This is a genomic window from Parapedobacter sp. ISTM3 (genome assembly GCF_016533505.1).
GTDB lineage: Bacteria > Bacteroidota > Bacteroidia > Sphingobacteriales > Sphingobacteriaceae > Parapedobacter > Parapedobacter luteus.
On sequence record NZ_JAENGN010000009.1, the window covers coordinates 1 to 18,073 of the forward strand.

Genomic DNA, 18,073 nt, shown 5'->3' on the forward strand with positions numbered 1-18,073 from the left:
TTTGCACGTAGCTGCTGTCCCGGTGAGATATTTGCCGGATACGATGGGTTTGGCAGGCACACAAAAGGCAGAGCAGCAACAATAGTAAACATTTCATTTTCTTGTTGATTAATCAGCCCCACCGGCAACATAGGGCCGCCGGCAGGGTTGGGGTTCATGGCTTCACACTATCTGTAGCTATCGGGCAATCTGCGAAACAGGGTCGCTCCAGTCGCTTACCCCCTGCGGATTGCGTGCGCGTACACGCACATAGTAGGTTACCGCAGGTGTAAGGGAGTCGATGATGTTGTCGCGTTTATTTCGCCCATTGCGGAGCGAAGCCATTTCGCTCCAGGCAATTTCGCCGTCGACCATCGTACCCACGTGGTACTCAAACTCCGTTGCGTTGGGTACCGGGTCGAATAAGAGTGCCAACTGACCGCTCAACTCGCCATCCACGAGGCGGGGACGGGTAGGTGTGGTCGGCACGGTAAGACCTTTGGGGAGGTTCTTGAGTCGGAACCCCGAGCTGAGCAATTGGTGCACCACACCGTTACATGTGGTATTTACGTAAAAGGCCAACCTGCGCAGTACGTCAACCAACACCGCTTTGCTGGCATTCTTGGCTTCGGAATCGTACGGGCTACCCTTCCGGTTGGTAAACTGCATCTTCTCGTCGTAGTCCGCAATGGCGGCCTCCAGTTCCGCCAGCGGCGGATTGGGTTCGGTGAAAAGCTCCGCATTTTCGGTGATTGCCTGGAGTACCGTGCTGGCGAGGTAACCCAGGTCAGCATCGCGGTAATCTGCATAGTTGATTTTTACTTGTCGTTTCATGATTGAAAAATTGAATGTATTAAATGAAGTAATTAATTAATGGGTGCCGGACTCCGATAGCCAATCGGCTACGGCATGCAGGCTTCCGATGTGTCGCCTTTTCCGGAGCACCCGGTTGTCCGCGTTGCCCTCTACGGTAACCAACCACTCGCCATCTATCCGGTCTACGAATCCTACGTGCGCAATGCGGTTCAGCGTGGGATAGTGGATGCCGAATACGTCGCCCTGCTTTATCGCCCCGGCGTAGCCTCCCTTTTTCCAAACCGTACGGCTGGCGGGGAAGAGTGCCGGACTCCAGGGGTTGCGCGGCTGCGGGTACCCCGCTTTGCCGAAGCACCAACTCACATAGGCTGCGCACCACGCGTAGCCGGGCCCGAGGTCGCAGTAGCGGAGGTACTCCTCCACGCTTGTGCCGTCGTTCCAGCCGGTGGCTTCCTTCACACCCAGCTCAGCCAGGTAGATGCTGCGAATCCGTTGACGGTCATTGGTTACGGCCTCTTCGAGGCTCGCCCCGACTGCCGGTGTCGTGGGGTGCGCATCTAGAGCAGTGCGATAAGTACCAGCACAAAGCCCCAGAACAACGAGCAGAACAAGGCCAGCAGCAAAAGCAGGTGTTGCCATGGTTTCATCGGATTTAAGGGTTTAACCATAGCAGCGGTAGCGTGTCGCGCCAACGCTGTTGTAAGCAGTCGGGCCAGTAAGCTGGCTGCCAGCACCGCGGCGACGGCATAGGCCAGCGCTTAATAAACCGACGTCGAACGGTGCGGCCGTGGCGTCCAACTGGCGGAGCAATGACCCGCTGAAGACGAATGCTAGGAGCGTGCATAACAACATGGACACGTCCAGCGCGATGCGCCCACCGCTCCAGGGAATGGTGCCCCGTGGGGCAGCTAATAGAATTGATTTTAACATAATAATTGTTTTTAAAGTAATTAACTCGTTCCTACTCTCATTCGCAGGTTTTCGGATTTCCCCTGGTCGTTGCAACAGACAGGGGCAAACATAGGCCGGGGGGTGCGCCGCTTCAATTTTTTAGACAAGGATGAACTTACTTGAACTGAAATGGAATGACTTGCACTTCGGAAGTCGTTGCTTCCGGCTCACAAGCAGTCCCTTTCGGGGCGTAAGCCGTTACTTCCGGTACGGTGGTAACCGCTTGTGGATGGGAAGCTGCTGCTTCCGGTACGCGCGCCATCGCCTGCGGCATGGAAGCTGGTGCATGTGGGTCGGCCACTGTTACTTCCGGTGTGGTGGCTACGGCTTGTAGGTGGGAAGCGGTTACTTCTGGTAGGGCAGTTGTCACTTATGCGGCAGAAGCCGTTACTTTCCGAACTAAGGTAACGGCTTGTGGGTTGGAAGCCATCGCCGAAGACGTGGACGCTATCGCTTGCCGTACGGAAGCCGTTGCTTCCGGGTCGCCGGTAATCCCTTTCGGGGATGAAGCCGTTACTCCCAGGCCGCACGCAATGGGTTATGTATCGCAAGCCATCGTTTATGGGAGGGAAGTGATCACTTATCCGCTTTCTTTTTCCGGTCCGTGTTTAGTTTCTTGAACCCGAGATGCTTCTTTTTGCGTTCGGTCATCAATTCGATGACGTCCGATTTCAGGTAATAGGGGCGGCGGCCAATGTTCAGGACGGCTTCCAGCAGCTTGCCATCCACCTCGTTGTAAAAGGTGCCCTTGGAGATGCCGAAGTAATCGGTCAACCACGTGATGTCTACATGTTCGGGTAGCTCGTTGGCCGGTCGCGGCGCAGGGTTTACTTGGCCGTGCTTCGGTAGGTGTTCGGCCAGCAGGTCGCGGATTTTTCTGGTTTCTTCCAGCAGGAGGGTCAACACCAAGTTTGTTTCCATAATAGATGATGCAGATAATCAGCAAGCAAATTTCATCCATTATCGGTTCGGCAGGTAGTTTGTTACGGACAAATGCGGGGGGATATTTCGGACAGTCGACGCTTCGGATGGCAGGTGGCCAAACACCCGGCGGTATGCTTTTGAGAAGGTCGACTTATCCGCGTACCCCATTAGGTGGGCGACCTCCTGAACGGAAATAGGTCCGTTTTGCGAAAGCAGTTCGTGGGCGGTCGCCATCCGGAGGTTGAGGAGCATGCGACCAGGGCTAATGGTACCTTTTGAAACGCGGTGAAAGGCACGGTTCAACGTTTTGGGCGAAACGTGCATGGCGGCAGCAATGGTTTCGACGCAGGAAAATTCGGCAAGGAGGAGGGACTGGTTGCAACGGTTGATAAATTCGCGGACGATATGCGTATAGGTACGGCGCGTTGCCGATTTCTTTATGGTTTCTGCCAATAAATGGTCGTAATGCGCCATGATCCGGTTTAGGTTATGGAAGTGGTCCAGCTCAGTAGCAAGCGTTTCGTTGGCCGATTGATAGGTGATGGCAAGGAGGTGCTTTGCAAATGCATCGGGCAAAGGGTAGTTGGGGAAAATGATGGCTTCCTGATGCGGCAGCATGGCTCCCGAAATTTCGTTGATGATTGGCAGCGTTTGCTTGATGCGCCTGATCCACGCGGTAGCGGATGCGAAGTAAACCAGCCGATGCCTACCAGGGGAAAACGTGACGGCGTAGTCGCCCTTGCACAGATAAAGCGACTGGCAATGGTTGGCCGATGAAGAAACGGGGATATCTGCTGTGTCTGTGCGCTTCATCAGGAGTTGGCCTTTGATTAATACAAAAAGGTAGAGGCCGGTTTCGGATATGGTTACGGTCGCATGCGTGGTTGCGGGTGTGTCTATGTTGACTACCATTTGTCTATAGTGAACAATAGTCGCTGTTTTGGCGGTTGCGGTAATTTCATCGGAATCAGTCTCTACGATGGCTCTTGCCTCCGGATCGGACAGGGCAGGGAAGCGTATGGCTACGGTCGGTTTCATGGCGGATGTTTTTCATTCTAGTAAATGGGAGCTATGAAGATAGCGAATTTTGTTTTAAACCCCAACAGTTTGGGATTGAATAAAAGGTTATTGTCCTAAATAGGCTTATCGTCTTGGTGTTAAAGGCGTCGAATTCGATGCCTTTAGCATCGCTTAATGTACATACGAAAAAGGCGTTACACAAACCCGGCTTGCTGAGCAGTTGGGTAAAAGTTATAACATGGTGAATGCCTATGTGCAGAACCGGCAGCAGCCAAGGCTGGAGGTGCTGTTTGAGATAGCGAGGATTTTGGAGGTGGATGTGAGGGAATTATTGAAAGTTGAGTGATGTGACTAGTACTAATATGGAACAATTGCAAAAAAGGGGACAGGTTTCAATACCCTAAAAGCCAAGTGGTATTAAATGTCTGCAAACGCACCTACTCGGAAGTTGATCTTAGAATCGGCGGAAACATTATTCTAAAGTGAATAATTCGGAAAATTAACGCCTGCACGAAAACCATAGCCCAGTTCCTGGGCAAAAGCGGGTAGAGAAACCAGCGCAAACGCAGCGGCGGCAAGAAACAAGAAATAAACGGGAAGGGTGCTTTTTTGAAAGATGCATAATTTTAGAATATGATAGTTACGTTGGCTAAGTTCAGTTCAATAAATCCCGCTTTTTTAACCATATTTTTCAAAGATCGCAAAATGCAGCATTAAAAAGCTACGCTCAATGTTAATGGCATACGCCTGCACAGCCAGATCGCACAACCTACGGCCGACTTCTCAAAACTTCCTGTATCTTTGCCGCAAAGACTAAATCTCTGCGTAGTTGTAGGGGTTACGCAGGTTATGAACAGGATATGTACGCTTTACTCCTTTCGGGTTTCTTTGGATTGATCGCCCTATTTCCGATTATGGCTGCTGACCAGCCGGCATCGGGGCTGAAATTCGTCAGCCATGACCGGCTGCCGGACGAGCGGACCGGGCTGAATATCACGGCAAACCAACCCTTCTTTCCCAAGGGAGATTTTTGCATATCGTTTGATTTTCGGTTTGAAGAAGGGCATATCGTGTACTTTGGCTACATTTTCCGCATCATCAACGGGCAGACAAACTTCGATTTTCTGCTTTACGACGATACGAAGGTGCTGAATACCCATCTCGGGCTGGTTGCCGGCAATACGGAGCGCCCGGTCGTGATTGATATGCCCCAGGCCGATTATTTCGGCCAATGGGTGACCATGACGGCCCGGTTTGATTTCAGCAGGCAGGAAGTCGTTTGTACACTCAATGACAGGCAGTATGTCATGAAGCTGCCCCTGAGACGTGACGAACCTTTTCAATTGCTGTTCGGTGCACATCACCATGACCAGTTTTCATCCAATGACGTGCCCCCCATGACCTTGCGCAACATTCAGCTCTACAACGCCGACCGGGTGCTTGGCCATTGGCCGCTGGATGAGGATGTCGGCCGGACTGCCCATGACAAAAAAGCGGGCAACCACGGGTCGGTGAGGAATCCGGTATGGACCAGGGCCGAACACACACGCTGGAAACCCCTGCTGTCCCTAAAAAGCTCACCCGCAACAAGTGTGGCATTTGATGGAAATACGGACAGGTTGTTTATTGTGGGCACTGATTCGTTGATCATCGTGGACGTGGCCACCGGCACGCCGGAAGTGATTACCTACAGGACTCCCCGAGGTACCCCGAAAGTGGGCAACCAGTCGCTCTATATCGCACAGCAGCGTACGCTGTACAACATTTACCCCGATGACCGGCTGCTAACGGCATTTGACTTCACCGACCGGTCATGGTCGGATGTTTTCCGCAATGCGGATAGCATTACCGCATACTGGCATTTCAACAAATTTTATAACCCTGCGGATTCCAGCATCTATCTGCTCAACGGGTATGGTTACCGGACTTACAAGAATACGGTATTCCGAGTGCACACCCGTAGCGGCAAGTGGGAGAAGGTAACGCCAAAAAATGCCCATACGCCACGTTACCTGGCTGGTTTAGGAAGCCTGGGAGACTCGGCCTATTTCATCGGCGGTTATGGCAGCGAAACCGGAAACCAGCTGGTAAATCCGAAAAACTTGTATGACTTCATATGTTACCATACGTCTGATTTCTCGACACGTCGGGTGTATTCCTTGGCTCCGGGCGAGCGTGGCTTTGCCTTTGCCAACAGCCTAGTCATCGACGGCAAAGACCGGTTCTTCGGCCTTGTTTTTCCGAATAACCAGTACGAGGGGTCGCTGCGGCTGGTGAGCGGATCGCTAAACAAGCCCGGCCTGACGTTCTTGGCAGACAGCATTCCTTACAAATTCCTAGATATCCGGTCGTTTGCTGACCTTTTTTATGCCCAGCATGCGCAACAGCTGGTAGCTGTCACCATCCTAGAAAATGAGGAGGAGGCTACCGTATCTGTGTATACGCTGAAAACACCCCCCGCTGAACGCTCCGCACCACCGAACGCCGCCCGCGGCTTGTCACCGATGCTGTGGTGGTGTGCCGCAGGCGCCATCCTGCTCGTGGTGTCGTGGCTCATGTGGCGCCGGTTCAAGTCGCGCAAAGAACGGCCTGACACACAAGTGGCTAGGCCTGTAAGCAACGCGATTTTCCTCTTCGGCGAATTCCAGTTATTTGACCGGGAAGGTAACGAAATCGTGCAGCGCATGCCCCCGCTGCTTAAAGAGTTCCTCCTGTTGGCACTGGTGCACAGCACCCGGCATCAGGCGGGCATCAGCTCCCGGTTGCTCTACGAGACCCTGTGGCCGGACAAGCCGACAAGCAGTGCGCGCAACAACAAAGCGGTAAATGTGGCCAAGCTGAAAAACCTGCTGGAAAGCGTGCCATCGATCAGGCTCGTATCCGAGCACAGCATGCTCCAGGTAATATTCGATCCGGAAATCATATACTTCGATTATAAAAAGCTCCTAGACGTGCTGCATGCCGCTCCTGAAAAAGCCGGCCCCGACCTCGAAACGCTGATTCCCATCCTCTCACGCGGACCGTTTTTGCCGCACTTGGACTACCCGTGGCTGGATCAGATCAAGGCGGAAGTGGCCAACGAGGTGATCGACCTGCTTTCACACCAGCTCAAGACAGGAAAGTTATCCAAAGACCCTGAAACACAGATCAGGTTCGCCAACTGCATATTCCATCTCGACCCGGCCAATGAGGATGCCATGCGGTTGAAGTGCAGGGCACTGGCCGCCCTCGGCAAACATTCGCTTGCGAAGCAGACATTTGATGATTTTGCCCATCGATATGAACAGATCTACGGCGAAGCTTTTCCCTTAAGGTTCACAGACGCGATGAAAGATTTTTAAGATTAATCCACTTTTTTCTGATTGTTAATCGCTTTGCTAATGGCCTTGTTAAGCCCCGGGGCGTAGTTTTGCCTGTATTATAAACTTAATTATTATTGCATGCCTTTCAAATTTTTGAGCGCTTTGGGTGGGATTACCGCGTTTGCTATATTAACTGTTCTTGCGCAGGAGCGACTCCCTGCCAATGCTTCCTACATGGATCCGCGCATTGGCAACGTGGGCCATATCCTTGAACCGACACGACCCACCGTACATCTGCCGAATCAAGCCATGCGGATGTACCCGCTGCGCAAAGACCAGCTAGACGACCAGATCGATGGATTCCCCCTCTTGGTGGTGTCGCACCGTCTGGGAGAAGCGTTTGTCATCAAGCCGCATGCAGGCAGTATCGGGCCAGATGCCTGGGATCAACGCCTGTTACGCGATCCTGATCTGGAAGTTATCCACCCGTGGCATTATGCAGCGCGGTTGCTGGAGCCAGACGTAGACGTCGCCTTTGTCCCTGGCAATAAAACAGGAATATTCCGATTTTCGTTTCCGACGGCAGATGCTCATCACCTGTTGCTGAGCCTGCGCGGCGATAAAGGAAGCTGGCGCTTCGACGGCGATTCGGTGCTTTACGGCACCGAAATATACCGGCCGAATGTAAACGTATATGTCTATGCCCGCTTGCAGGCCGCCGGAAAGGTGACCATGCAGGTACACGGAGATTCCGGAAGGGCACATGTGTCCCTGCCGGCAGGTCAGGACGCGCAAGCGGAGTTCCGCTATGCGATCTCATTTATCGATCACGAACAGGCCCGGCGCAATTATGAGCATGAGCTTGCTGGCACGTCTTTCGAAGCCATGCGGGCCCGTGGCGAACAGGTATGGCATGAAGTGGCCGATCAGATCCAAGTAAGTGGCGGCACGGAAGCGCAACGGCGCGTTTTTTACACCGCATTATACCGCTGCTACGAACGCATGGTAGACATTACCGAAGATGGCCGCTACTACAGCGGCTATGACAACCGTGTACACCAAACGGACAGGCCATTTTACGTAGACGACTGGGCTTGGGATACGTATCTTGCCCATCACCCACTGCGCATTATCCTCAACCCTGCTCAACAGGCGGACATGCTGAACTCCTATCTTGCCATGTATGCACAAAGCGGATGGCTGCCCACGTTCCCGGTGGTATTTGGCGACCATGCGTGCATGAACGGTTTCCATTCGTCCGTCAATTTTCTGGATGCATACCGTAAAGGGGTGACCGGCTTCCCTGTGCATCAAGCCTATGAAGGGATGCGCAAAAACGCAATCAGCGCCACCATGATACCTTGGCGAAATGGCCCCGCCACGTCGCTGGACAGCCTATATGAACCGCTGGGCTACTTTCCCTCGCTACATCCCGGCGAAGCGGAAACAGAGCCGCTGGTCGACGGATTCGAAAAGCGGCAGTCGGTTGCTGTGACCCTCGGCCATAGTTATGACGACTGGGCTTTGGCGGAAATGGCCAAACTGCTTGGGCATGATGCGGATGCACAGCGTTTTGGTAAGCGGGCGGATTATTACAAAAATCTGTGGCATCCAAAACACCAGCTGTTTATGCCCAAAGACGCCTTGGGCAACTGGATCGATATCGATCCCAAATTTGACGGAGGAATGGGCGGCCGAGATTACTACGATGAAAACAACGGCTGGACCTATGCGTGGCAGGTTCAGCACGATATACCCGGCCTGATCACCCTTAACGGAGGCAAGGCGGCATTCGAACAGCGGCTCGACCAGCTCTTCAGGGAAGGCCTGGGACGGCCCAAATACGAATTCAACAGCAAATTCCCTGACGCTACTGGTCTGGTGGGACAATTCTCTATGGGCAACGAACCTTCTTTTCACATCCCTTACCTGTATAATTACACCGATTCCCCCTGGAAAACACAGAAACGGATACGGATGCTGATAGACACTTGGTTTAAGGACAATGAGTTCGGGATACCCGGCGACGAGGATGGTGGCGGGATGAGCGCATTTGTGGTATTTTCCATGATGGGCTTTTACCCGATTACACCGGGAATACCGGAATATACCATCGGCAGCCCCGTATTTGAAGAAGTACGGATAGCCTTGCCGAATGGCAAAACCTTCACCGTAAAGGCCCCGGGGAGTTCCCCCCGTAACAAGTACATCCATGCGGCAAAACTAAACGGGGAGCCGCTGTCCAACCTGTCATTTACCCACGATGCGCTGGTCGCGGGCGGCACGCTGGAATTGGAAATGGCGGAGACGCCATTACGCCGATAATTTATAACCAATTAACTAATATCAAACTATCGAAGCATGAAACAAAAATTACTTTTGCTGCTCGCATTAACGCCGATGCTGACTGTAGCGCTATGGCTACCCCTCTCAGCCCAATCAGGGCAGATCGAGGTCAGCGGTACCGTCACGGATGCAGAAGGGCCGGTGGCCGGAGTTTCCGTGACACTTAAGGGAGCACCTTCCGTAGGAACAAAAACGGATGAAAACGGTGCGTACTCGCTATCAGTACCCGAAAATGGTACATTGGTCTTCTCCTATGTAGGGTACGTAACTGCCGAAGAACCTTTGGCAGGCAGGAGACTGATCAGCGTGACCCTAGCCACTGATGACAATCAAATGGATGAAGTGGTGGTAGTGGCCTTCGGCCAACAGAAAAAGGTGAGCCTCACCGGCGCGATATCAACCGTAGGCACCCGAGAACTTCGGCAGAGCCCGGTAGCTAACTTAAGCAATGCGCTGGCGGGCCGGTTGCCCGGCCTGATTACTTTCCAGCCTAGCGGCGAGCCGGGCAGAGATCTATCCAACCTTTATATCCGGGGCGTATCTACCTTTTCCAACGCCGGGCCGCTGGTCGTGGTAGACGGCGTACTCGGCAGGGACTTCGCGCAGCTCGATCCCAACGAGGTAGAAAGCATCAGCATCCTTAAGGATGCTTCTGCCACCGCGGTATACGGGGTCCGTGGCGCCAATGGAGTAATCCTTGTCACCACCCGGCGGGGGGTGGCCAGCGATAGGCCGACGATTTCCTTTTCATCAGAACTGGGATACCAAAGTCCCACACGCCTTCCGGACTATCTGAGTTCGTACGACTACGCGCGACTGTACAACGAGGCGCTTGCCAATGATTTCCTTCCACCGAAATACTCCGAGCAAGACCTCGAGTACTACCGGATTGGGGCCGATCCCTATCTTTACCCGAACACCGACTGGTTTGATGTCTTCATGCGCGACTTTACGCCCATGTCGCGTGCCAACCTGAACATCAACGGCGGCGGCGACCGCGTGCGGTATTTCGTGTCGGCAAGCGCCCTCTTCCAGAACGGGATGTATAACTTCAACGACCTGAATGAATACAATACAAACGCCAAGTTCAACCGCTATAACTTCCGGTCAAACATCGACATCGACCTCAATAAGAACTTTTCGGTGGGCTTGGACCTTGCCGGCCGAGTGGAAAACCGCAATTATCCCGGCAAGGACACGTGGCACATCTTCGAAATCCTAAACCGTATCCCACCCAGCTACCCCATCTACAATGCCGATGGCAGCCTCGCCGGTGATGGCCTTAATCCGGACAACCCGATGGGCATGATCGCCCACTCGGGCTACCGCAACCTGTACGGCAATTTCCTGCAGGGCACCTACCGCATGGCGCATAAGCTGGATTTCATCACGGAGGGGCTTTCCGCCCGCGGAGCATTTGCCTTTGATGGCGCTTTTGACTACAATATCAACGCCAGCAAGGACTACGCGGTATACCAACTGCGCGAAGACGGAGGCTACAATCAATTCCGCAACGACACCGAGCTCGGCATCGGCAAAGGCTATGCGTACGACAGAACGGTGAACCTCGAGTTTGCGCTGGACTACAGCCGCACCTTCGGCGAACACCAGGTAACCGGGCTGTTTCTCTATAACCTCAACCGCCGGGTAGAGCACGACGATGCCTACAACATCCCGTTTGGCTACTTAGGCTACGTCGGCCGTATTACTTACGCCTACAAAAACACTTACTTCGGCGAAGTAAACATGGGGTATAACGGCTCCGAGCAGTTTCCAAAAGGGCAGCGGTTCGGCTTCTTCCCCTCGTTGTCCATGGGCTGGGTGGTAAGCAACGAAAACTTCATGGAGGGCCAAGACCGGTTCATCAGCTTCCTCAAGCTCCGCGGCTCATACGGCGAGGTGGGCAACGACCGGTTCGGCTCGCGCCGCTTTCTCTACCAGCAGACCTACGGCGGTTCCAGCGGCTATCGGTTCGGGTTAAACCAGGCCGGTTATGACGGCTTTGGTGAAGGGCAGCTTGCCAACCACGATATCACCTGGGAACGCGCCAAAAAGGCTAACGTCGGCATCGAATTGGGCCTGGCGCAAGACCGCATCTTCCTCACGGCAGACGTGTTCCAGGAGCGGCGGGAAGACATTCTCACCACCCGCGGCACCATCTCCGAAATCCTGGGCCGCTCGGGGGGCGACCTGCCGCCGGTAAACATCGGCGTGGTCCGCAACCGGGGGCTTGATATGGAGCTGACCTACCGCACCCGCGCCACCGATACGTGGAACTTCAGCGTAAGCGGCAACCTCACCTTTGCCCGAAACAAAATTCTCTTCATGGATGAAGAACCACGCCAATACGACTACCAATACCGCACAGGAAAACCTGTTGGTCAGCCGTTTGGCTGGGTAGCCATCGGCTTCTTCCAATCGCAGGAAGATATCGACAACAGCCCTAGGCAAACCTTCGTCAGCCAAGAATCGCTGCGTCCGGGAGACATCAAATACCAAGACATCAACAACGACGGCGTGATCGATGCCAACGACCAAGTAGCCATCGGTTACAACGGCGGCGTGCCGGAGCTGATGTTCGGCCTCTCCTCGCGCATTTCATACAAATCGCTGGATTTCAGCTTCCTATTTCAAGGAGCCGGCCGGTCGTCCGTGTTTCTGGACAACTTCCCCGTCTGGGAATTCCGCGGCGGCAACGGGAAGGCTGTGCGGTGGCATCTCGACCGCTGGACACCCGAAACGGCCGAAACCGCCACCTATCCCCGGCTTTTCGTCGGTGACAACAGCAACAACCATCGCTTCGGCACATTCTGGATGCGCAAACGGGATTACCTGCGGCTGAAAAACGTTGAACTGGGGTATACGCTGGCCAGCAACTTCATCAAAGACCTGCGTATCCAGAACATCCGGCTTTATGCCAATGCCTATAACCTCTTCACCTGGGACCAGGCGAAGATAACCGACCCTGAGCTGCCGTCTTGGTCGGGCAACAACGACTATCCGCAGCAACGCGTCATAAACTTCGGAATCACCGCTAATTTTTAAACCGATCGTCATGAAAAAAATACTTGCCATACTAATCACGGCCGCTGTGTTGTCCGGCTGCAGCAAAAGCATCCTCGATCGCCAGCCAAACGACCAGATCACAGAAAAAGAAGTCTTCGGCGATATCCTGATCACCGAAAAATTCCTGACCAACATCTACTCCGAACTGAACGGCGCAATCTACAACCGAACGCCGAACTACCTGCTGTCTGGCACCACGGACGAGGCAGAAATCGGCATCATGAATACCGGAGGGTACCACTTCAACACGGGCTCGTTCAGCCCGGTCGACTTTCCTTTGGGCAATTACTGGAACATTTATTACAGCGCCATCCGGAAAGCCAATATCTTCCTGGCAAACATAGACAACGTACCAGGCGACCCGGCGTTGGTGGAGCGGATGAAGGGAGAGGCGACATTCCTGAAAGCATGGTTTTACCAGCAGCTGTTCAAAGCGTTCGGTACGTTCGTCATCGTAGACCACGTATTAAGCGTAAGCGACGACCTCAACCTGCCACGCGGCTCGGAAGCGGAATGCGCGGCCTATATCACCAGCCTTTGCGACCGGGCGGCCGCGCTGCTCCCTGTTAGTTATCAGAATAGCCAACTGGGCCGGATCACCAAAGGTGCTGCCCTGGCACTGAAAGCAGAATGCCTCCTCTTTTTTGCGAGCCCGCTCTACAACCCCGAAAACGATACCCAGCGGTGGGCCAACGCGGCAGATGCAGCAGCAGCCGTTATCAACGATTCCGAGCTGGGTTACAACCTCTACAGCAACTATACCAACCTTTTCCTGGCTAACCACAATGAGGAAGTGATACTGGCCTTCAATGCCGGGTCGGGCACGAAAGCCATGGAGTCGGCCAACTCGCCCTCCAGCTTCGGAGGAAACTGTGCCATCTCGCCGACACAGGAGCTCGTCGATGCGTACGAAATGGCCAATGGACTGAAGCCCTTCAACGATGACGGCACCGTCAATGACGCTTCCGGATATAACCCCGATGCCCCTTACGCAAACCGTGATCCACGATTTTATGCCACTATACTCTACAACGGGGCTTCGTGGCAGGGCCGCACCATTGAAAGCTACGTGGGCGGCAGTGACGAAATCGCCGTAGGGTCACACACGCGCTCGCAAACGGGGTACTTCCTCCGCAAATTCCTGGACGAATCCATTGTCGTAAATGGCCCCCAGGTACGCGGCGCCACATGGATCCTCTTCCGCCTGGGCACCTTGCTGCTTGACTACGCCGAAGCGCGCAATGAAGCCAGCGGGCCGGATGAGACGGTCTATCAAGCAGTAAACCGCATCCGGGCCCGCGCCAACATGCCCGAGCTACCCACCGGCCTCAGCAAAGCCGAAATGCGCGAACGGATCCACCACGAAAGACGCATTGAAATGGCTTTTGAGGACAACCGTTTCTGGGACGTACGGCGCTGGAAAATCGGCGTACAAGCATTTGAAAAGACCTTCCACGGGATGCGGATCACCCGCAACGGGTCCAACCTCAACTATGAGCGTGTAGTGGTAAGACCCCGTGTTTTTGACGAGCGCCGCCACCTGTTCCCGCTACCGCAATCGGAAATCAACAAAAACTCAGAGTTGGTACAAAATCCTGGCTGGTAGCAGGCAATGGCAATTACGTATCATTCACCCAAAATTTTAACCGCGATGAAGAAATCGATCACAAATAACTCCTATATAATAAAGGCGAAAGCAGCAGGGATTCTTTTGTTTACGCTGCTGTGGGCATCTTGTGCCGAAGAAACCAAACTGCCACCCTGCGTTTCGGATTTTTCCTATCCGGAGGGATCATACAGCCAAGATAATCCACAGCATGCGGCGCCAATATATTCGGCCGGCGCCGATGTGCCCGGCATTTTCTCCAGCACCGACGGATTGGTATTTGCCGATACCCATACCGGCGAGATCGACTTGGCAAACAGCCTTCCCGGCTCTTATACCGTGCGCAAAACCATGATCGGCAACGCGAGTTGCGGCAATCGGATTACGATGGCACGCATCACCATCGTGCCTCCAGCTAGCGCACCGAAAAAGGTAACTATTAGGTTCCCCATCACCGGCACTTACTTCATTACCCTGGCCGATAACCGCATCGGGGGGCCGCATGGCGGCCCGGAAGCAGACCGCTACTTCGAATGGTACCAGCTCGACAACGGTTATCACGCCTTCCGGTCGCTGAAGAACGGGCAATTCCTGCGGGCCAGCCATGATCCGGGCAACTACCTTGTCGCAAACGGCGGAGAAGAGGCCGACGAGGAATGGGAACAATTTATCCTTGAAGTATCCGACAAAGGCGAAGGCGGCCATGCGATCAAATGCGTAGCAAACAACCTGTACCTCAACGTCGAGAACGTGCCGGACTTCCTGTTGCGAGCTGTGGCGGGCGGCGTTGATACCTGGGAAACGTTCCAGATTTCGGAAATCCAAGAATAAAACGATGGAAAGCAAATACCGGTGCAAGAAACACACGCTCCTTTTAGGGCTGTTATTCCATTTAACCTTGGCCTACACTTGGGCGAAAAACGATGAGCCGGTAGCCCTTTTTGACCTCGGCTATACGTTACGTATGGATTATAGCCATCCGGAATCGGTCAGGCGGGCGTGGGACCACATCCATGCATTGAGCTCCCTGCAGGGGATCGTAAATCGGGAAGCCCCACGCCTTTACCTATTTTATATCGAAACCCAAGGTATCCATATCGATCGATACTGGTGGGAGAAATACCGGCAGCCGGGCAAATGGTTACATGGCAGGGACACCGTTGTATACACGGACCTCGTAGACTTAATCCAAGCCTACTCCGATGCGATCAAAGGGGCCGTTGTCTATGACCCAAATGTGCCAGCCACCAGCAACGTCGCTTCGGCCGTTGCGGGGGTAGAAAACCTTATAGCGATTCGGTATGATCCGTCGCCAAGCAGCCTGTATAGCCAAGTGATCAAGAGCGGGCCCCGGATCCCTGTCAACATTTGGCTGACCAAACCCGATGGCCGGTCTCTCTTTACAGGGCAAGGCAATATCCCCGGGACCCGCAGACCGTCAAGCGGATCAGCCAAAAATGACGCTTACCGCTGGTTCATCGAGCACTACCTCAAACCGGGTAAATGCAATACCGGGTATGGGGCGTATTACATAGACCAGCTATGGATGGAAAACCCCAAAGCGACCAATTTAAACCACCATACGCTTACAAACCACGATTTCTTTATCAGCAAAAAGGCGTTTTTCTTTGATCTGAGTCCATGGGGAGACGAGCCAGCCACGGACGAACCCGGGCAACGCACCGGTACCGACCTCGAAACGCTGAAGGAAATGCTGTTACTTGCCTATCGGCAAAACGATAACGGCCAGCAGTTTACCTACATCGGCGGTTTTCCGCCCTGGGCGTTTAAATATACCCAGCATGCCGGAGGCGCACATGAGGATGTCCCTACCGAATGGGAGTATTCCCGGATTATCAGTGCCTACAACGCTTTCAAAGATGCAGATGCCATAGGATACGGCGCACTGGCCAACGCCTCGTTTTGGCAGCATTATCCCCTTCAGCCGCATTATCCCCAAAAGTGGATAGATACGGAGGCATTAAAGCAAAAAGGATACGTAAATCAGCAGGGCGACCTCACGATTGAGGGGAAAAACTTTATCATTTTCTATGTAGGCGATTACGATGCATCATCATGGCTTTCACAGACCACTCCGACCATATGGGATCATCCGAAACGGGGGGCCGTACCGCTGATGTGGAGCATCAGCCCCGTGTTGGCCCAGCGGGTCCCCATGGCAATGGCCTACCGGCGGGAAACAGCCTCGCCAAACGACTATTTCGTTGCCGCAGACAATGGCGCCGGATACCTCATGCCCGGCATGCTGCAGGAACCACGTCCCATTTCCGGCCTTCCTGACGGCTTGTCGGCCTGGGTCAAGCACAACCAGCCCTATTACCGGCAGTGGGGGCTGTCCATTACCGGCTTTATTATCGATGGCGAAGCACCAGGGTTGAATCAACAAGGGCTAGACACCTACGCTTTGTTCAGCCCCAATGGTATCGTGCCGCAGAAGATTCCACTCACGCTTTTGCACGGCGATATGCCTGTGCTCCGTGCCGATTACGATATCAATCAATCAGATCCTGAAGCCGCCGCCAATCAAATCATAGCGCGGGTAAGCAACCGCCCTATACCGTTTCATTGGTTCCGGAATATACTGAAAGACCCCGATTGGTATACGCAAGTAGTCGCTTCGCTGTCTAAGAAGGATCCGAACATTATATTAGTAGATGCCCCGACTTTTTTTGAGCTGTATCGGCGATACCTGAAGGAAAACGATGCGGCGGCCGAAGGAAAAATAAACTTAAAATGAGAACGTTATACTTTATTCCCTATCTGCTTTTTGTCTTGCATAGCTGTAGCTGTGCTTCCGAAAATACTTCCGCTATGCCGGATGAACCCGATATTTCCGAACCCAAACGGGAATGGAAAATCGAAAATGGCCGCTTTTATGAAAACGGCAAGCACAAATTTCTGAAAATAGCCAAGCCCCTGCGCAATTTCGCTGACCGCGGGCAGATTGATCAATTGATCGCACAGTTGGATGTGTTCAAGAGCAAAAAGTACGATGTCTTGTCCCTCAACTGCTATTGGCACCACTTCGACACCGACGGCGACGGTATCCCCGATAAGCCGGTCGAACCCTTGGCCCGCCTCGTAGACGCGATTTACGAGAAAGGGATGTACCCTGCGCTTTCCGTTGAAACCTACTCGGTGGGGGGCGGTAACATGCCCGCTGGCTTTTGGCACCACCACCCAGATGCCTATGCCATCAACCACCGCGGCGAACAGGTGAAAGACACCGAGTACGGATTCAATACCGCCGTGGTATCGATATTCCATGAAGGATACCGACAGCGCGCCCATGCGTTTATCAAAAACCTCGCGAGGGCGATAGACACGGATAAGATCGTCTATTTCGAAACAACGGTTGAACCCCAGTATATGGGCGAAGTGGAACTGTGCTACAGTGATGCCGCACGCGCGCAATATCACGCCTGGTTGGCCGAAAACCAGCTGGACGTACCGGAAAACCGCATGCCTATGCAGTTCCCGATTCCCGAGTCATTCTTGCACAACGCGGCATGGAATAAGTTCCGCGCACAATTTCTCGCCAAATGGGTGAATGAGGACGCCGCCGCTTACCGGGAGGTGGCCGGACGGGAGGCTTACATAGCGGTTGATTTTCTCGATGCGCACGAGTCTACCACACGTCGTAGAAACGGAGATCCTATTGAATTCCTTTCACACCTCTCGGCACCGGATATCATCCAGGTAAATTGGCACTGGGATTTAATAGAAAAACAGCCAAACCACAAAGCGTATAACCGGGTGAAGCAGGTAAACGACACGTACGGCCGCAACTGGGCAATTACCGAACATATGACCTTCAATGGCAGCGATTTTACGGTTTATGGCGACGAGCAGTTGGAAGCAATACTCCGCAACACCCTAACGCAGGGAACCGGATTTGGCTGGGAGTTCGTTAACGTGGCTAACAGTTCGTCAGACCCGTTTGCATTGTACCACGACGATTGGACTCCGAAACGAGTGGTCCGTGTGGTAGACTACCAGTGGGACAATTGGCTGAAAGAAGTGTACGGCAACTAAACACGTT

At 53.5% G+C, this 18,073-nt stretch carries 13 protein-coding genes and 1 pseudogene; 8 read left to right on the top strand and 6 right to left on the bottom strand.

Features of this window, described 5'->3' with window-relative positions; all coding sequences use genetic code 11:
* Nucleotides 1-177 precede the first annotated feature (177 nt).
* The 6 genes from JHJ32_RS13225 to JHJ32_RS13250 form a co-directional block, all read right to left on the bottom strand.
* Nucleotides 178-813 carry a fibronectin type III domain-containing protein gene (locus tag JHJ32_RS13225; protein WP_200121261.1) on the bottom strand — a complete coding sequence of 212 codons (636 nt, stop codon included), beginning with the start codon at nucleotides 811-813 and terminating at the stop codon, nucleotides 178-180.
* Between the two features lie 36 nt (nucleotides 814-849).
* Complete coding sequence (locus JHJ32_RS13230) at nucleotides 850-1,434, bottom strand: CHAP domain-containing protein (RefSeq protein ID WP_200121262.1); 585 nt, start codon at nucleotides 1,432-1,434, stop codon at nucleotides 850-852.
* A 21-nt stretch (nucleotides 1,435-1,455) separates the two neighbouring features.
* Nucleotides 1,456-1,725, bottom strand: a complete 270-nt coding sequence (locus JHJ32_RS13235; protein WP_200121263.1) for a hypothetical protein — start codon at nucleotides 1,723-1,725, stop codon at nucleotides 1,456-1,458.
* A 136-nt stretch (nucleotides 1,726-1,861) separates the two neighbouring features.
* Nucleotides 1,862-2,116, bottom strand: a complete 255-nt coding sequence (locus tag JHJ32_RS13240; protein ID WP_200121264.1) for a hypothetical protein — start codon at nucleotides 2,114-2,116, stop codon at nucleotides 1,862-1,864.
* A 206-nt stretch (nucleotides 2,117-2,322) separates the two neighbouring features.
* On the bottom strand, nucleotides 2,323-2,667 hold the full coding sequence (locus JHJ32_RS13245) for a hypothetical protein (protein WP_200121265.1): 345 nt from the start codon (nucleotides 2,665-2,667) through the stop codon (nucleotides 2,323-2,325).
* A gap of 39 nt (nucleotides 2,668-2,706) precedes the next feature.
* Nucleotides 2,707-3,708, bottom strand: coding sequence for a helix-turn-helix domain-containing protein (locus JHJ32_RS13250; protein WP_200121266.1), 1,002 nt, complete (start codon nucleotides 3,706-3,708; stop codon nucleotides 2,707-2,709).
* Nucleotides 3,709-3,886: 178 nt separating this feature from the next.
* On the opposite strand from JHJ32_RS13250, the pseudogene JHJ32_RS13255 reads away from it, so the two are divergent.
* The 8 genes and pseudogenes from JHJ32_RS13255 to JHJ32_RS13290 all read left to right on the top strand — a co-directional run.
* Nucleotides 3,887-4,036: pseudogene (locus tag JHJ32_RS13255) on the top strand (helix-turn-helix domain-containing protein); the annotation flags it as partial.
* Nucleotides 4,037-4,550: 514 nt separating this feature from the next.
* Complete coding sequence (locus tag JHJ32_RS13260) at nucleotides 4,551-7,031, top strand: bacterial transcriptional activator domain-containing protein (RefSeq protein ID WP_200121268.1); 2,481 nt, start codon at nucleotides 4,551-4,553, stop codon at nucleotides 7,029-7,031.
* Between the two features lie 99 nt (nucleotides 7,032-7,130).
* Nucleotides 7,131-9,317 carry a GH92 family glycosyl hydrolase gene (locus JHJ32_RS13265; protein WP_200121269.1) on the top strand — a complete coding sequence of 729 codons (2,187 nt, stop codon included), beginning with the start codon at nucleotides 7,131-7,133 and terminating at the stop codon, nucleotides 9,315-9,317.
* A gap of 36 nt (nucleotides 9,318-9,353) precedes the next feature.
* On the top strand, nucleotides 9,354-12,383 hold the full coding sequence (locus JHJ32_RS13270; protein ID WP_200121270.1) for a TonB-dependent receptor: 3,030 nt from the start codon (nucleotides 9,354-9,356) through the stop codon (nucleotides 12,381-12,383).
* A gap of 10 nt (nucleotides 12,384-12,393) precedes the next feature.
* Nucleotides 12,394-14,010: a RagB/SusD family nutrient uptake outer membrane protein gene (locus JHJ32_RS13275; RefSeq protein ID WP_200121271.1), complete on the top strand. Its 1,617-nt coding sequence runs from the start codon at nucleotides 12,394-12,396 to the stop codon at nucleotides 14,008-14,010.
* A 45-nt stretch (nucleotides 14,011-14,055) separates the two neighbouring features.
* The gene (locus JHJ32_RS13280; protein ID WP_200121272.1) at nucleotides 14,056-14,841 is read left to right on the top strand and encodes a hypothetical protein; all 786 of its coding nucleotides are present in this window, start codon (nucleotides 14,056-14,058) and stop codon (nucleotides 14,839-14,841) included.
* Between the two features lie 4 nt (nucleotides 14,842-14,845).
* Nucleotides 14,846-16,768 carry a GxGYxYP domain-containing protein gene (locus JHJ32_RS13285; RefSeq protein WP_200121273.1) on the top strand — a complete coding sequence of 641 codons (1,923 nt, stop codon included), beginning with the start codon at nucleotides 14,846-14,848 and terminating at the stop codon, nucleotides 16,766-16,768.
* Nucleotides 16,765-18,066 (top strand): beta-galactosidase, encoded by a 1,302-nt coding sequence (locus JHJ32_RS13290; protein WP_200121274.1) that lies wholly within the window; start codon nucleotides 16,765-16,767, stop codon nucleotides 18,064-18,066. Before JHJ32_RS13285 ends, JHJ32_RS13290 begins: the two co-directional genes overlap by 4 nt.
* Nucleotides 18,067-18,073 lie beyond the last annotated feature (7 nt).

Excerpts from the sequence above, each read along its gene's own strand:
- JHJ32_RS13225 (WP_200121261.1), bottom strand. The coding sequence starts at position 813 with ATGAAACGACAAGTAAAAATCAACTATGCAGATTACCGCGATGCTGAC.
- JHJ32_RS13230 (WP_200121262.1), bottom strand. The coding sequence starts at position 1,434 with ATGGCAACACCTGCTTTTGCTGCTGGCCTTGTTCTGCTCGTTGTTCTG.
- JHJ32_RS13235 (WP_200121263.1), bottom strand. The coding sequence starts at position 1,725 with ATGTTAAAATCAATTCTATTAGCTGCCCCACGGGGCACCATTCCCTGG.
- JHJ32_RS13245 (WP_200121265.1), bottom strand. The coding sequence starts at position 2,667 with ATGGAAACAAACTTGGTGTTGACCCTCCTGCTGGAAGAAACCAGAAAA.
- JHJ32_RS13250 (WP_200121266.1), bottom strand. The coding sequence starts at position 3,708 with ATGAAACCGACCGTAGCCATACGCTTCCCTGCCCTGTCCGATCCGGAG.
- JHJ32_RS13260 (WP_200121268.1), top strand. The coding sequence starts at position 4,551 with ATGTACGCTTTACTCCTTTCGGGTTTCTTTGGATTGATCGCCCTATTT.
- JHJ32_RS13265 (WP_200121269.1), top strand. The coding sequence starts at position 7,131 with ATGCCTTTCAAATTTTTGAGCGCTTTGGGTGGGATTACCGCGTTTGCT.
- JHJ32_RS13270 (WP_200121270.1), top strand. The coding sequence starts at position 9,354 with ATGAAACAAAAATTACTTTTGCTGCTCGCATTAACGCCGATGCTGACT.
- JHJ32_RS13275 (WP_200121271.1), top strand. The coding sequence starts at position 12,394 with ATGAAAAAAATACTTGCCATACTAATCACGGCCGCTGTGTTGTCCGGC.
- JHJ32_RS13280 (WP_200121272.1), top strand. The coding sequence starts at position 14,056 with ATGAAGAAATCGATCACAAATAACTCCTATATAATAAAGGCGAAAGCA.
- JHJ32_RS13285 (WP_200121273.1), top strand. The coding sequence starts at position 14,846 with ATGGAAAGCAAATACCGGTGCAAGAAACACACGCTCCTTTTAGGGCTG.
- JHJ32_RS13290 (WP_200121274.1), top strand. The coding sequence starts at position 16,765 with ATGAGAACGTTATACTTTATTCCCTATCTGCTTTTTGTCTTGCATAGC.